14 protein-coding genes and 6 tRNA genes are annotated in these 13,548 nt (G+C 66.7%); 10 read left to right on the top strand and 10 right to left on the bottom strand.

Annotation, left to right across the window (positions count from 1 at the left end; translation table 11 throughout):
- Window positions 1-16: 16 nt before the first annotated feature.
- On the bottom strand, window positions 17-778 hold the full coding sequence (locus tag D6T64_RS07725) for a GntR family transcriptional regulator (protein ID WP_119973870.1): 762 nt from the start codon (window positions 776-778) through the stop codon (window positions 17-19).
- Window positions 779-929: 151 nt separating this feature from the next.
- Between D6T64_RS07725 and D6T64_RS07720 the strand changes: the two genes are divergently transcribed.
- The gene (locus tag D6T64_RS07720) at window positions 930-1,703 is read left to right on the top strand and encodes a YqjF family protein (protein ID WP_325049784.1); all 774 of its coding nucleotides are present in this window, start codon (window positions 930-932) and stop codon (window positions 1,701-1,703) included.
- A gap of 94 nt (window positions 1,704-1,797) precedes the next feature.
- Window positions 1,798-2,427 carry a hypothetical protein gene (locus D6T64_RS07715; RefSeq protein ID WP_119973865.1) on the top strand — a complete coding sequence of 210 codons (630 nt, stop codon included), beginning with the start codon at window positions 1,798-1,800 and terminating at the stop codon, window positions 2,425-2,427.
- A gap of 27 nt (window positions 2,428-2,454) precedes the next feature.
- Here D6T64_RS07715 and D6T64_RS07710 read toward each other — a convergent pair whose 3' ends face one another.
- The 5 genes from D6T64_RS07710 to D6T64_RS07690 form a co-directional block, all read right to left on the bottom strand.
- Complete coding sequence (locus tag D6T64_RS07710) at window positions 2,455-3,702, bottom strand: low temperature requirement protein A (protein WP_158594843.1); 1,248 nt, start codon at window positions 3,700-3,702, stop codon at window positions 2,455-2,457.
- A gap of 25 nt (window positions 3,703-3,727) precedes the next feature.
- Entirely contained in the window at window positions 3,728-4,453 is a 726-nt protein-coding gene (locus D6T64_RS07705; RefSeq protein WP_119973861.1) for a M50 family metallopeptidase, read from the bottom strand.
- Window positions 4,454-4,571: 118 nt separating this feature from the next.
- Window positions 4,572-5,024 (bottom strand): HEAT repeat domain-containing protein, encoded by a 453-nt coding sequence (locus D6T64_RS07700; protein ID WP_119973858.1) that lies wholly within the window; start codon window positions 5,022-5,024, stop codon window positions 4,572-4,574.
- Window positions 5,025-5,081: 57 nt separating this feature from the next.
- A complete protein-coding gene (locus D6T64_RS07695; RefSeq protein WP_119973856.1) occupies window positions 5,082-6,455 on the bottom strand; it encodes a hypothetical protein in 1,374 nt (457 codons plus the stop codon).
- Window positions 6,456-6,581: 126 nt separating this feature from the next.
- Complete coding sequence (locus D6T64_RS07690; RefSeq protein WP_119973854.1) at window positions 6,582-6,878, bottom strand: putative quinol monooxygenase; 297 nt, start codon at window positions 6,876-6,878, stop codon at window positions 6,582-6,584.
- 155 nt (window positions 6,879-7,033) lie between these two features.
- On the opposite strand from D6T64_RS07690, the gene D6T64_RS07685 reads away from it, so the two are divergent.
- Window positions 7,034-7,492 (top strand): hypothetical protein, encoded by a 459-nt coding sequence (locus D6T64_RS07685; RefSeq protein WP_233550925.1) that lies wholly within the window; start codon window positions 7,034-7,036, stop codon window positions 7,490-7,492.
- Entirely contained in the window at window positions 7,492-9,267 is a 1,776-nt protein-coding gene (locus D6T64_RS07680; RefSeq protein WP_233550923.1) for a DUF5671 domain-containing protein, read from the top strand. Before D6T64_RS07685 ends, D6T64_RS07680 begins: the two co-directional genes overlap by 1 nt.
- Before the next feature lie 226 nt (window positions 9,268-9,493).
- Here the strand turns inward: D6T64_RS07680 and D6T64_RS07670 are convergent, their stop codons facing one another.
- The 4 genes from D6T64_RS07670 to D6T64_RS07655 form a co-directional block, all read right to left on the bottom strand.
- On the bottom strand, window positions 9,494-10,345 hold the full coding sequence (locus D6T64_RS07670; RefSeq protein ID WP_119973849.1) for an ABC transporter permease subunit: 852 nt from the start codon (window positions 10,343-10,345) through the stop codon (window positions 9,494-9,496).
- On the bottom strand, window positions 10,342-11,346 hold the full coding sequence (locus D6T64_RS07665) for an ABC transporter ATP-binding protein (RefSeq protein WP_119973847.1): 1,005 nt from the start codon (window positions 11,344-11,346) through the stop codon (window positions 10,342-10,344). Before D6T64_RS07665 ends, D6T64_RS07670 begins: the two co-directional genes overlap by 4 nt.
- Window positions 11,343-12,035: a TetR/AcrR family transcriptional regulator gene (locus D6T64_RS07660; RefSeq protein ID WP_199719107.1), complete on the bottom strand. Its 693-nt coding sequence runs from the start codon at window positions 12,033-12,035 to the stop codon at window positions 11,343-11,345. Before D6T64_RS07660 ends, D6T64_RS07665 begins: the two co-directional genes overlap by 4 nt.
- 110 nt (window positions 12,036-12,145) lie before the next feature.
- Window positions 12,146-12,218 (bottom strand) — tRNA-Val (locus D6T64_RS07655).
- A 177-nt stretch (window positions 12,219-12,395) separates the two neighbouring features.
- Between D6T64_RS07655 and D6T64_RS07650 the strand changes: the two genes are divergently transcribed.
- The 6 genes from D6T64_RS07650 to D6T64_RS22235 all read left to right on the top strand — a co-directional run.
- Window positions 12,396-12,467: transfer RNA gene (locus D6T64_RS07650), tRNA-Gly, on the top strand.
- A 71-nt stretch (window positions 12,468-12,538) separates the two neighbouring features.
- Window positions 12,539-12,612, top strand: a tRNA-Cys gene (locus D6T64_RS07645).
- Between the two features lie 53 nt (window positions 12,613-12,665).
- Window positions 12,666-12,740, top strand: a tRNA-Val gene (locus tag D6T64_RS07640).
- Window positions 12,741-12,920: 180 nt separating this feature from the next.
- Window positions 12,921-12,992, top strand: a tRNA-Gly gene (locus tag D6T64_RS07635).
- A gap of 56 nt (window positions 12,993-13,048) precedes the next feature.
- Window positions 13,049-13,120 (top strand) — tRNA-Val (locus D6T64_RS07630).
- 168 nt (window positions 13,121-13,288) lie between these two features.
- A partial coding sequence (locus D6T64_RS22235) for a hypothetical protein (protein ID WP_199719106.1) occupies window positions 13,289-13,548 on the top strand: 260 nt, incomplete at its 3' end.

Here is a 13,548-nt window from a genome sequence, read left to right as displayed (position 1 = left end):
CTTGCTGCGTCCCGGCCTACTTCTCGACCAGGGTGACCTCGAAGGAGTAGAGGTCGGGGCGGTAGCAGTGGTGGCCGAATTCCACGGCCCGGCCCGAGTTGTCGAACGCGGTGCGGTCCATGGTGAGCAGGGCCGAATTTTTGTCGATCTCGAGCAGGGTGGACTCCTCGGCCGTCGACTTGCGGGCACCGATGCGCTGCCGGGCGACCCGCATGGTCACCCCGCGGGAACGCAGTACCTGATACAGACCGTGCTGCACGAGGTCGTCGGGCTCGATGCCGATGAATTCCTCGGGCAGCCAGTTCTCCATCACGGCCACCGGAACGTCGTCGGCGAGGCGCACTCGGCGCAGGTGCAGGGTGGGGCTGCCCTCGGTCACGGCCAGCTTCTCCGCGGTCGCCGCATCAGCCGCGACCGTCTCCAGCACCAACAGGGTCGTTGAGGGGACCTTCTGGGTGTTCGTGAGGTCGTCGTAGAGGCTGGTCAGTTCCACCTTGCGGGTGACCTGGCCGTGCACCACCTGGGTGCCGATTCCCCGTCGACGCACGAGCAGGCCCTTGTCGACGATTTCCTGGATGGCCCGGCGCACGGTGGGGCGGCTGAGGCCCAGCCGTTCGCCGAGCGCCACCTCGTTCTCCAGGCGGCTTCCGGCGGGCAGTTCGCCGCTCAGAATCGCCTTTTCGATGCGCTGGGAGACCTGGAAGTACAGGGGGATGGGGCCGGACCGCTCGAGATCCATGAACAGGCCGTTCGGCAGAATCGTCTCCTGCTTGTCCATCGCCATGTCACACGCCTTCCCTTACACCGACCAGCCTTTGGCAAGTTGTTATGACATTAGCATCTCAGTACGATAACGGGAAGAAGCCCCGCCGGATGATCTTCCTCGGACTGAGAGGCGTGAGGGCCGGGTATTCTGGACCCAGACGAACATCGGAGACCAGATAACGGATGCCGCCGCGCTGCCCATCAGCGCCATCGCGCCAGCCCTCGTCGGCCGGGCTTCGGCCAGCCAGCGCTGGTCGAACCTGGTCTTCATCCACTGGCGGGTCGACGCGGCCGACGTGGCCCCGCTGTTGCCGCCGGGGCTGCGCCCCGACGAGTTCGACGGCTCCAGCTGGGTTGGCCTGATCCCGTTCGTGCTCGACCGGGCGACCGTGTTCGGCAGCCCGCCGGTGCCGTACTTCGGTAACTTCGTCGAGGTCAACGTGCGCCTCTATGCCGTCGACGCCCAGGGTCGACGGGGTGTGGTCTTCGTCTCGCTCGAGGCCAGCCGCCTGGCCGCGGTTCTCGCCGCCCGTGCGCTGTTTCGCCTCCCGTACATGTGGTCGCGCACCCGGCTCGCTGCGTCCGATTCGGTCGCCGCTCGGGCGGACTCGGCGCTCCTGACCTATACCTCGGTGCGACACGGTGCCGCGGCGGCCCACAGCACCATCGTTGCCCGGCCGCGGACAGCGGCGGTGGTGGGGGACCCGCTCGCGGACTTCCTGACGGCGCGCTGGGCGCTGTTCACGAGTATCCGCGGCCGACTGGTGCATCTGCGCAACCACCACGAGCCGTGGCAGCTGTTTACCGCCGACCTGGTGCGCCTCGAGGACACGCTGCTCGCCGTTGCCGGGTTTCCGGGCCTGTCAGAGCGGGCACCGGATTCGGTGTTGTACTCGCCCGGAGTCACGACCTGGTTCGGCACTTCCGGGCGCGCATAAAACCGTAGGGAAAAGTCCAGCATTCACCCAGATTCGGCTGGGATCGTTGACGGACTGACTCAAAATCATCGCCACCACCACACAGGAGAACACCATGGGCTTCCTCGATTTCATTCTCGGCCGCAAAGAACAGTCTCCCGAAAACCTCTCTCGCCGCGAGTCGGCGCCCCGCGCGCCGCAGCGCACCGACGATGAAATCGCCGTTGAGCGCTACCAGTACCTGCTGCGCACGGCCCCGCCCGAAACGATCGAGCAGGTGCACACCGAGGCGTTCAGTAAACTCACCGATGAGCAGCGTGACCTGCTCTTTCGCCAGCTCACCGAGACGGTAGCGCCGAGCGAACGCCCGAAGGACGCTCAGCCGGCCTCCCTCGCGAAGGCGGCCACTCGCGCGGAGTTGCGTGAGCCCGGCACGCTGACCCGGTCGTTCGGCGACCAGGGTGGTCAGGGTGGGCAGCGCGGCATGGGCATGGGCAGCATGATCGGTGGCTCACTGCTCGGCACGGTGGCCGGTTTCGTCATCGGCTCGGCGCTCGTGAGCGCCTTCATGCCGATGGACGGCGGCGGGGCGGATGCCGCGTCCGAGGGTGACGCGGGCAGTGACGCCGGCGCCGACGGCGGAGACGCGGGCGGCGACGCTGGTGGCGACTTCGGCGGTGGAGATTTCGGTGGTGGCGGAGGCGACTTCGGTGGCGGCGACTTCGGCGGGGGCTTCGACTTCTAGCGCCTCCGTTCTCGCGAGGGAGACGGGTCAGCCGGCGGAGGCATCCGTCGTGCCGGAACGCACCCGCACCACGGTCTCCCACGCAGCGACGACCACGAGTGAGCCCACGCTGAGGGCGCCGAGGCCGAGCGGGGAGATCACGGTGGGCTCGCCGAGCACCGCGAAGGTGAAGACGAGGCCGAGCAGGCCCAGGCCCACGAGGTAGGACACGAGCACCTCGCCGGTCACCCGGAGTCGAAACAGGAACATACCCACGATGTACAGGAACGGGCCTCCGGCCACGATCACAGCTGTGGACAGGGTCATCGCGTCGGCCGGATGTTCCAGGATCTCCTTGTCGGCGACGGAGCAGAGCACGATCCCGGCGATGATGACGGCGTGCACATAGGTGTAGGCGACTCGTGCGATCCGGCCGGGTTCCGCGGACTGTTCGAGGGCCTTCGCGCCGGCGCGTTCGCTGTGGTCGAAGTACAGCCACCACATCGAGAGGCCGCTGAGGAACGCCAGCAGCAGGCCGATCACTCCGGGGAGCGAGGATTCCTGCGCCACGAACGCGAAACCGGTGACGAGGAACGACTCGCCGAGGGCGATGATCACGAACAGGGCGCTGCGTTCGGCGATGTGCGGCCCGGACAGGTCCCAGCTTTCGACACCGGATCGGCCAAGGCCCGGCACCCGAAAGCCGAGGCTCGCGGAGACGTACTCGATCGCCAGGGCGGCCAGCCAGAGCGGTAAACGGTATTCGAGGGGGAGAAGCGCCCCCACGATCCAGAACACGCCGGCCACAACCAGCCACACCAGGATGCGCACAAAGGTGCGGTGCAATTCCCGGTCGTGCCGGGCGGCGGCGAGCAGCATGAACCCGGTGCGCCCGAGCTGCAGCAGAACGTAGGCGATGGCGAAGACGATTCCACGGTCCCCGAATGACTCGTAGATCGACGTGCTGACGACCAGGCCCACGAGAGCGAGGCCGATGACGACGCCCCGCACGGTGAGCTTGGCCGGGTCGAGCCAGTTGGTCACCCAGGTCGTGTACACCCACACCCACCACAGGGCGAGCACGAGCACGGCGGATTCGAGGGCACCGACCCAGGACTGGTTCTCGTAGAGATACCGCGACAGCTGGGTGAGGGCGAAAACGAAGATCAGGTCGAAGAACAGCTCGATGTAGGTGACGCGGTCGGCGCGTTCCGAGGCATCCGGTCGCAGCAGGTTGCGTCTGATGCCGTAGCCCGCGTCGAACGGCGGCCGTGTTAACGCGCTGTCGGTAGTCACGGCCTCATTCTGCCCCGGCCGGCGGCTACGCGCAGAGCACCACGCAGGTAAGTCCGAGGAACTGCGCACCCAGCGTGAGACAGGCGAGGCTCACGGCGAGAAAGACTCCGACCCAGATCAGCCCGGGAACATGGGTGAGCCGGGCCAGCTGGTCGGCGTCCGAGCCGGAATTGCGCCGCCGGGAACGGGTCACCTGCAGCTCGATGACCGTGCGCACCGCGCCGAGCAGCAGGAAGGCGGTCACCAGCAGGCCGAAGATGCTCTGCACGATGCTCGACCCGAACCAGGTCACCGAGAATACGATCGCGGCGGTCACCAGCACCGACCAGAGCCCGAACCAGTTGCGAATCTGCACGAGCAGCAGCGCGAGGGCGGCAAGCAGAACCCAGAGGAGCCCCACATCATAGCCGAGGCCGAGCAGGCGGGCGGCGCCGAGGCCGAGCAGTGCCGGAGCGGTGTACCCGGCGAGGAGGGTGAAGAGCATTCCCGGCCCGGTGGGGCGCCCGCGGCTGACCGTGAGGCCGGAGGTGTCCGAGTGCAGGCGGATGCCGCTGAGCTTTCGACCGCTCAGCGACGCCACCAGCCCGTGGCCACCCTCGTGCGCGATGGTCACGACGTGGCGGGTCACCTGCCAGGTCACAGGCAGGGCCACGAGCAGGGCCGCCGTCGCGATGGTCAGCCAGGCGGTAGAAAGGGGGAGCGCATCGTTGCGAGCGCTGACGCGCGCCCAGATGTCGAGCAGAAAATCCATGCTCTGAGCTTATGGTGGCTCTGAGCTTATGGTGCCGCTCTAGGGAGGCTCGAACAGCAGCGCACGTTCCGATTAGCGCACGTTCCGATTAGCGCACGTCCCGATTAGCGTGGTCCGATCAGCGCAGTCCCCGCAGCACGTTGTCGGCCATCAGGCGGAGGCCGGGCTCGGCCGCGCTTGCCGAGACATCGCGCACGCGGCTGCGCAGCTCCGCTGACGGTTCGCTCGGCACCGACCTCAGCGCGAGCTTCTGCACCCCGGAGTCCGCGTCGACGACAAGATCGGTGAGCACCCGGCTGGCGGAATCGGGGCCGAGCAGCGCGGCAGCGGATGCCGCCGCCACCCGCACGAGGGCGTCCTCGCTGGCCGCTGCCGCAGCGAGCACCTCTTCGGAGCGGTCCCCGCGAATCTTGCCGGCCAGGTAGGCGGCCTTCGCCGCGAGCCCCGGATCGGTGTCCGTCACGAGGGTGAGCAGGTGTTCGAGGGCCTCCGGGCCCAGGCGGGCACCGGCGGTGTAATCGACCTCGTCGGGGTCGAGCACGGCACGCACGTCGCGCATGGATACGGTCATGGCAAGCTCCTCAGTGTTCACGAATCTCAGTGTTCACGAATCTCAGTGTTCACGGTCCTAAATGTTCACGGTCAGCGGGCTGTTATCCATCGTGGCCCGCTCGGAGTCGATGAGGTCCGGTGGCGGGTTGGTGATGTTCCAGGTGCCGTTGCCCATCATCAGCCGGTCAGCCGGCGTGACGTGTTCCAGCCCGAGCACGTGGCCGATCTCGTGCCCGAGGGTCCAACTGCTCGAGGTGGAGGAGACCACACAGCCGGGGCGTCCGGCGGGGTGGGCGGCGCATCCGTTGCCCGGAGGATTCGTCGACCGCACGAAATACGCCACGATGTGGTTGGCCCCGACACTGTTGCGGTTGGCGAACAGCTGGTTCTGCTCGGTCGTCGTCGTGCCCATGATGCAGGTGCTGACGTCGATGTCGGTCAGCAGCGGCAGGTCGAGGGTCTCCCGAGAGCCGACGGCGACATTGATGCCGCGGCTGGCATACACGTCGCGCATGGAGGCGACCATCTGGTCCACGGTGAACGAGGTCGGGTTGGTGAGCACCTTGAGGTGCAGGATCACCGTGGGCACGAGGCTCCATGCCTTCGACCAGACCGCGCCGTCGGTGCCGCGCACGAAGACGTGTTCGTGGCTCGGACCCATGGTGCCGAGGGCGGGTTCGCTCGCGAGCACTGCGCCGTCGTCATGGCGGCCCCACGCGTGCCAGGAACCGTCGAAGTAGGCCTTCTGCCAGAGGGCATTGTCGGCGCCGCGCACGTAGATGTTGCAGACGCCGCTGTTGCGGCTGACGACGGTGGGTCCGCCGTTCATTCCTCCGGCGGGTGCGCCGTGGTTGAACCAGCCGGACCATCCGCCGGCGCCGTTCCAGGCCTTGGACCACACCGCGCCGTCGGTGCCGCGCACGAAGACGTGCTCGTGGTTGGCGCCCATCGTGCCGAGGGCCGGTTCGCTCGCGAGCACGGCGCCGTCGTTGTGGCGGCCCCAGTTGTGCCAGCTGCCGTTGAAGAACGCCTTCTGCCAGAGGGCGTTGTCGCCGCCGCGCACGTAGATGTTGCAGACCGTGTTGTTTCGGCTGACGATGGCGGGCCCGCCGTTGATGCCGGCAGCGGGGGCTCCGTGGTTGAACCAGCCGGACCATCCGCCGGCACCGTTCCAGGCCTTGGACCACACCGCGCCGTCGGTGCCGCGCACGAAGACGTGCTCGTGGTTCGGACCCATCGAGCCGAGGGCCGGTTCGCTGGCCAGCACGGCGCCGTCGTTGTGGCGGCCCCAGTTGTGCCAGGCGCCGTTGAAGAACGCTTTCTGCCAGAGGGCGTTGTCGCCGCCGCGCACGTAGATGTTGCAGACCGCGTTGTTGCGGGACACGATCGACGGGCCACCGGCGAAGCCGGCCGTCGGCGCACCGTGGCTGAACCAACTGTTCCAGGTCATCAAGGACTCCTTCGACGACACCACAGTGGCCCGGCTGGCGTTACTGCGGCGTTATTCGTGCTGCGGTGTTAGTCATGCTGCGGTGTTCGTCATGCTGCGGTATCAGTCATGCCGCGGAGTGAGCCATTACTTCGCCGCGATGATGTCGAGCAAGCGGATGTCGGGATCCTTCGCGAGCAGGGTCGGGCCGTAGTCACCGAGGGCTGCAGGGATCGCGCCGGCCAGGTGGGCCTGCCGGCCTTCCTCGGTCTCGAAGGTGTCGAAAATGCCGAAGGTGCTCTCATCGACCCGAAAGGCGTACCAGGTCACCGTCGCGGGTTCGCCGAGCACGATGTCGCGTCCCCCCTGCAAGAAGTCCCAGACTGCCTGCTCCTGTCCGGGTTTCGCTTCGACCAGGGCCAGTATGGCGAATTTCAGGGTCATCGGAGTCTCCTTGCGCCGCATCCGTTGCCCGGGCAGCCGCTCGAGCGTGTCGCGAGCCTATGCACGTGCCCCGGCGCAGGCAACCCCCGTGCGCCGGCACCCCCTCCCGGATACGGCATAGCCCCGGTGCGTGATCATCGACCATGATGGGCAGTATGACCCCGCCCCGGCCTGACCGTAGTCTTCTCATCGTTCTGGGGGTGATCGCCGTGCTGGTCGTGGTGTCCCTCGTGGTGGTCTTCTCCCGGGGGGAACCCGAGGCCCTCGACCCGGACACGCCCGAGGGGGTGGTGCAACGGTATTCCGCGGCGGTCATCGCCGGTGATGAGACCGCAGCGATGGGATATCTCACACCCGACGTTCGGGACGGCTGTGAACGATTCTCCGATGCGCAGACCGACAACCTGCGCGTGGTCCTCGTGTCGACTACGGAGCGCAGCACCTCCGCTGATGTGCGGGTGTCGATCGTGGCGAGCTATGAGGGCAACGGGCCCTTCGGAGCCTCGGAGTTCGCCAGTGAGCGCACCTTCGACCTGGTAACCGTTGATGGCGAATGGCTGATCGAGTCCAGCCCGTGGGAACTTGCGATCTGCACGAACGGGGCGCGCAACTGATGACTGCCGACGCCCGTGACCCTTCCGCCCTGCCTCCCGCCGCCCAGCCTGTGCCGCCTGAATCGTGGGCCGAACCGGCCCTTGGTCTGCCGGCCGCAGGTGCAGCCGCGCAGACGGTTCGGCGGCTGATCGTCTTCATCCTGCTCTTTGTGCTCGTCACCGTCGCCGCGATCGGCCTCAGCGGGCTCCTCGGTCGTCTCTTCGAGGGGATCCCGGGCGATCTGCCCGGCGGTGTCGACGCGCTCGCCGGGGACGCGACATCCGGTCTCGCGTCCTCTCTCGCGTTCACCCTGATCGGCGGCCCGCTGGCGGCACTGCTCTGGTGGTTCGTGTGGCGGCGCGCGGCCGACCCGGGCGAACGGGCGGCGCTGACGTGGGGGCTCTACGTCGCGGGAATGTCGACGGTCGCGCTCATCACCGCATCCACCGCGCTGCTCGCCACCGTGGCGGCCCTCGTGGATGGGCAGTGGCGGCCGCGCGAGCTCGGCACCGGTCTGGTCTGGGCCGCGGTGTGGGTCTGGCACACGCGCATTCCCGGCCACCCCGTCAAGAGCCCGCGTCGCCTGGTCACGGTTGCCCTCGTGATCGGTGGCGTCTACGGGCTGGTGGTCGCGGCCGCCAACGCGGTGTCCCTGTTGTCGAGCCTGTTCGAGGTTGCTCTGCAGGACGCCGCGCAGACCATGGTGGGTGGCCCGTGGTGGGCGTCCGTGCTCAAGGCTCTGGTGTGGTTGGTGGGGGCGACGCTGATCTGGTGGTGGTACTGGTCACGTCTCGGAGCTCGCCTGGTCGCCACAAACTTCGCGGCCGTAGTGCTCGTTCTCGTCGGAGTCCTCGGGGCCAGCCTGCTGGCACTCGGCGGCTTCGGGGTGCTGCTCTACCTGCTGCTGCGCCTGGCCTTCGATCGGGTCGAACCGGTGGCAGAGCTGCTCGACCCGGCTCCGGCGGCGCTCGCCGCGGCTCTGGTCGGCCTGCTGGTCTGGCTGTACCACCGCGGCATCGCCGAAAGCCGTTCCCGTGCGACCCGCCAGGCCGGCCGCCTTGTCACCAGCGCCGCCGGCCTCGCCGCATCCGCATCCGGTATCGGGATCCTCGTGAACTCGATTTTGGCCGTTTTCGGGGACCCGTTGGCCGGCGGCGACCTGCGTCCGCTGCTGCTCGGCGGCATCAGCTCCCTCGTCATCGGCGGCCCGGTGTGGTGGTTCAGCTGGAGGCCCCTGCAACGGACCGAACCGCGTGAGCGTGCCTTCCCCGGGCGACGGGTCTTCCTCATCACGGTGTTCGGCCTGAGCGCTGTCGTCGCCATCGTTGCCCTGCTCATCATCGGCTTTCAGGTGTTCGAGTTTGTCCTCGGGCCCGCCATCGTCGGCAGCCTGGTGGAACGGGTGCGTGCTCCGCTGGGGGTGCTCGTGGCGACGACGCTCGTTGCCGGGTACCACTTCGGCGTGTGGCGCGCGGACCGTGTCGCCATCGCGGCGGATGCCCCCGCCCGCCCCCGCACAATCGCCCGGGTCACGCTCGTTGTCGGTCCTTCACCAGGCATGCCCGGCACCGACCCGGCCGAACTGGTCGACGCCGCTCGCGAGGCGACCGGCGCACAGGTGACGGTGTGGCGCGTTGCGGGGCCGGGGGAGGCATCTGCTGCCCCGTCAGACGGCATGACCATGTCGGTCAGCGCCGCTGACCTGGCCCAGGCCCTCTCCGGCGTGACCGGCAACCGGGTGCTGGTCATTTGCGGCCCGAGCACTCGCATCGAGGTCATTCCGCTCGCAGACTGACCTGCTGGCCCGCTTCGGCGCGCCGAATCCAACCTGCGCCGCCAGCGAGCCGGGGCGACGGGGGCTCCGGCCGGGGCGGCCCAGTCGAACAGCTCGGCGTAGTACCGCCGCAGCTTCTCGGGGTCGGGGCCGATGATCTCAAAGTGTACGACGGGATTGGCCATGGGAACCTCCTGTGAGACGTGACCGGCGATGAGCGGATGCCGTCCACTCAATTCGCCGCCGGTCACACCCCGATGTCGCGCTGGCGCAGCACGAACGCGGTGACCGCGCCGAGCAGCAGGGACAGTCCGAAGAACGCGGCCACGGTGCCCCAGTCGGCGCCGTTCGTCATCGGGTTGGCGCTGAACGCCCAGCTGTAGGGCGACAGGTTGTGCAGCCACTCGAGGTCGGGGCTCTGGTTGCCGATCGCGTTGAAAACGTAGCCGATCACGGCGACCGCGGCACCGCCGGCGATGCCCCAGACGCGTCGCCCGGTGAGGGCGCCGCACAGGATCGCGACGCTGCCGGTGAAGAGGATCAGCCCGGCGAAGAGAGCGCTTGTGCCCAGGAGGTTTTCAACTGCAATGTTCAGTTCGGACGGCTCGTCGAGCACCCACACGGCCAGAAAAAGTATGCCGGCGAGGATGAGGATCTTCACGGCCATCGCGAGGTAACGCTGAACGGCGACCTCGATCCGGGTCACGCCGTGGGCGAGGGTGAGTTCCAGCTGGCCGCTCTCCTCGTCGCCGCCGAGCGCCGCGGCACCCCAGCTGATCGCCGCGATGCTCAGCAGCAGAAAGCCCATCAGGCCGAACAGCGTCGCCTGCGCGTAGCCGGATCCGGTGCCGATCTGGTCATAGTTGATCGTGCGGGTCAGCTCCGGCGGCAGGCTGTTGATGAGCTCCTGCATGGACGCGTCGCCGCTCATGCTCGGAAACAGCGGCAGATAGAGGGCGGATGCCGCGGCCAGGCCCGCTCCCCACCCGATGAGGGAGCGCCAGCTGTCGGTGAAGACCTTGCCGAAGATGGGGAATGGCGCCCGGCGTACGGTCGGCGTGATTGCGTGAACGGGTGCCGTCGGCACGATGGTGGTCATGAGCGATCTCCCATCGCAGCGGAGGATCCGGCCGGCGCGGTGTACAACCGCAGCACGGACTCTTCCAGGTCGGGTTCCTCGAGCACGAGATCGGTGAGCTGCAGGGTTGAGATCGCCTGGATGAACGGGGCAATCTCGCCGCCGAGGGTGGCCGTGGCCTCGGTGGCCCCGGTCGGGGCGAGGGTGCATTCGAGGTTGCCGACGCCGTTGAGTCCGGCCAGCAGGCCCTGTATCTCGGCCGGGCTGACGCCGGTCACCATCATTCTCAGGTGACGGATGGCGGTCTGCCGCAATTCCTCGACGCTGGCGATGGTCACGATCTTGCCGGCGCGCAGGATCGCGACCTCGTCGGCTGCCTGCTGGATCTCGCTGATCACGTGCGAGGAGAGGAAGACCGTCTGGCCAGCCTCGCGTGCTTCGCTCACGAGCGCGAGAAACTCCTGCTGCATGAGCGGATCGAGCCCGCTCGTCGGCTCGTCGAGCACGAGCAGTTCGGGTTGGTGCATGAAGGCCTGAACGATGCCGAGCTTCTGCTTGTTGCCCTTCGACAACTTGCGTACGGGCCGATCGAGGTCGAGCCCGAAACGCCCGGCCAACTGTTCGATCATTCCGCGCGGCACCGGGCCGGAGATGTCGACGTAGTGCTGCAGCAGGCGCCGCCCGCTGGTGCGACCCTCCAGGATTAGTTCGCCGGGAAGGTAGCCGATGCGTCGTCGTAGTTCCGGGCCGGCGTTGCGGGAATCGGTGCCGAGCACGGTCGCCCGGCCCGAGGTCACCCGGATGATGTCCAGCAGCGCCCGCATCGTGGTGGTCTTGCCGGCGCCGTTCGGCCCGATCACGCCGAAAACACTGCCGCGGGGCACCGAGAAGCTCACCCCGGCCAGGGCGAGGTTGCTGCCGAACTTCTTGACGAGGTCGACGGCATCGATCGCGGCGTCGCGGTCGACGACGGATGCCGCCCCTCGCCTCGGCGCTGTCTCTGCGGTCTTCACGTGGCTCATGAGACGTGTTCCTCTCGGTGTGCATCCTGCTGCGGGTCTGTGGCGTGCACGGCGGCCAGCGCCTGCTGCGTCGTCACCAGAAAGGTGTCGTCGGTGTACAGACCGTGGGTGTACAGCTCGAGGGAGGGGAGCGCCATCCGCTGCAGCACGGCCGGTCCCATCATTTCGAAGCCGAGCGATCGCGCAACGACGGGCGCGAGCGTCATCATGGCCAGGCTCGACATGGCGATGAAGACGGCGAGTGCGCGGGGGTCGGAGGAGGGGCGCATGCTGCCGTCGGCGATGCCCGCCAGGACGATCGCTTCGGACTCATCGATGATGGTGTCCACGAAGCGCCGGGCGGTGGGGGAGCCGTCCTTGATCGCCCGGCCGATGTAGTCGAGGTGTGACTGGTAGTCGGCGGCATTGCTCGTGTAGCGGCGAATCACGTCCTGCAGCCCTTCGGGGCTGGTCTCGTCGTGGGCGGTGCGCATGAGGTCGCCGAGTACGAAGTCGTCGCAGGCGGTGCGCAGTCCGGCTTTGCTGCCGAAGTGGTGCAGCACCAGCGCGGCGCTGACCTCGGCGGTGGCGGCAATCGCGCGCAGGTTGGCCTTGTCGAAGCCGTCGGCGGCGAAGTGACCGATGGCGGCGTCGCGGATGCGGGCCTGGGCGGTGAGATCGGCCGGGGGAATGTCCTTTGCTGTACGCACGTTCAACATGCTAAACGCTTGTTTAGTCTTGCGCAAGACTGACACTTCGGTGAGGCGAGCGGGCATAAAAAAACCCCCGGCGAACCGGGGGTTTCTTCATGTGGGGTATGTGGGCGATGCGGGACTTGAACCCACGACCTCTTCCGTGTGAAGGAAGCGCGCTACCAGCTGCGCCAATCGCCCAATCTTCAATTATGGCCGCAGATGACTTCCAAACGAATTCAACCGCGGTTACTGATACTAGCCCAGACCTCCGGTATCTCGTGCATCGAGTGCGGGCAACACGCCGCCGTGGGGCGGTTTTGTTTATTCGGGGTTGCATCGGCTAGAGTCTTCAAAGCACGCAGAGATGCGGGCAGTGCGGATGTGGCGCAGTGGTAGCGCATCACCTTGCCAAGGTGAGGGTCGCGAGTTCGAATCTCGTCATCCGCTCGAATGAAATGGGAATCGGCCGAGAGGCCGGTTCCTCTCATTTTGAGCACTCGATTGTGAGTGACCCACGCGGTGGATTGGCCGAGAGGCGAGGCAGCGGCCTGCAAAGCCGTATACACGGGTTCGAATCCCGTATCCACCTCCATTCGTTGAAGGCGTAGCGACTCAGTGAGTCGCGTCGTGCGCACGATGAGACCTGGGCGATTGGCGCAGCGGTAGCGCGCTTCCCTGACACGGAAGAGGTCACTGGTTCGATCCCAGTATCGCCCACCAGCAGTATGCCCAACCAGAATGACCCCCGATTGTTCGGGGGTCATTTTTGTTTTAACCCCTGATGAGCTGATTTTTAGTGGGTGTGACGGTCGTGAAGAGGGCATGGATGCGTCGTGTGTTCACGAAGGTCGAAAAAATCAGCTAGAGTCTTCTAAGTGCGCAGCGATGCGAACAAAACATGCGGATGTGGCGCAGTGGTAGCGCATCACCTTGCCAAGGTGAGGGTCGCGAGTTCGAATCTCGTCATCCGCTCGAATGTTGAGAATCAGCCTCCGGCTGGTTTGATGACATTGTATTAAAGTCCAATTGGGCGATTGGCGCAGCGGTAGCGCGCTTCCCTGACACGGAAGAGGTCGCTGGTTCGATCCCAGTATCGCCCACAGCAAAACCCCCGGTAATTCGGGGGTTTTTTTGTACCCGCAGTGGGTTGTGTGAACTGGCCCGCCTTTGTGCCTGTTAGGGGATCGGCTAGTACACAGCTCTTATTTTCTTGCCACAATTCCTGAATAATGCTCGAGTTTTGGGGTGGGGTGTGGGAAAATAGAGGCATGACCATTTCACGGGAAATGCCAGATGAGGAGCCGGATAGTCCGGTTCCGCCGCCCGATCGTCCGCCCGACACGTCGTGGCTAATTGAGAACACACTGACGATTGACGGGCAGGCTGGGAATCCGGCTTTGTTGGATCCGGGCCTGCTCGATCCGGGCCCGCTCGATCCGGCACTTCTGGATCCGGCACTGTGTGTTCCCGGGCTCTCTGCTGCGGTGTTGACCGATTCGCTGCTGGTCGAGCCCGCGCTGGCCGATGC

Origin of the sequence: Cryobacterium melibiosiphilum (assembly GCF_003602235.1) — a bacterium.
GTDB classification, from domain to species: domain Bacteria; phylum Actinomycetota; class Actinomycetes; order Actinomycetales; family Microbacteriaceae; genus Cryobacterium; species Cryobacterium melibiosiphilum.
The sequence above is the reverse complement of the archived record's forward strand: the minus strand, read 5'-3'. Positions and strand labels throughout refer to the sequence as shown.

Excerpts from the sequence above, each read along its gene's own strand:
- D6T64_RS07685 (WP_233550925.1), top strand. The coding sequence starts at position 7,034 with ATGACCCCGCCCCGGCCTGACCGTAGTCTTCTCATCGTTCTGGGGGTG.
- D6T64_RS07670 (WP_119973849.1), bottom strand. The coding sequence starts at position 10,345 with ATGACCACCATCGTGCCGACGGCACCCGTTCACGCAATCACGCCGACC.
- D6T64_RS07695 (WP_119973856.1), bottom strand. The coding sequence starts at position 6,455 with ATGACCTGGAACAGTTGGTTCAGCCACGGTGCGCCGACGGCCGGCTTC.
- D6T64_RS07705 (WP_119973861.1), bottom strand. The coding sequence starts at position 4,453 with ATGGATTTTCTGCTCGACATCTGGGCGCGCGTCAGCGCTCGCAACGAT.
- D6T64_RS07680 (WP_233550923.1), top strand. The coding sequence starts at position 7,492 with ATGACTGCCGACGCCCGTGACCCTTCCGCCCTGCCTCCCGCCGCCCAG.
- D6T64_RS07690 (WP_119973854.1), bottom strand. The coding sequence starts at position 6,878 with ATGACCCTGAAATTCGCCATACTGGCCCTGGTCGAAGCGAAACCCGGA.
- D6T64_RS07725 (WP_119973870.1), bottom strand. The coding sequence starts at position 778 with ATGGACAAGCAGGAGACGATTCTGCCGAACGGCCTGTTCATGGATCTC.
- D6T64_RS07665 (WP_119973847.1), bottom strand. The coding sequence starts at position 11,346 with ATGAGCCACGTGAAGACCGCAGAGACAGCGCCGAGGCGAGGGGCGGCA.
- D6T64_RS07715 (WP_119973865.1), top strand. The coding sequence starts at position 1,798 with ATGGGCTTCCTCGATTTCATTCTCGGCCGCAAAGAACAGTCTCCCGAA.
- D6T64_RS07700 (WP_119973858.1), bottom strand. The coding sequence starts at position 5,024 with ATGACCGTATCCATGCGCGACGTGCGTGCCGTGCTCGACCCCGACGAG.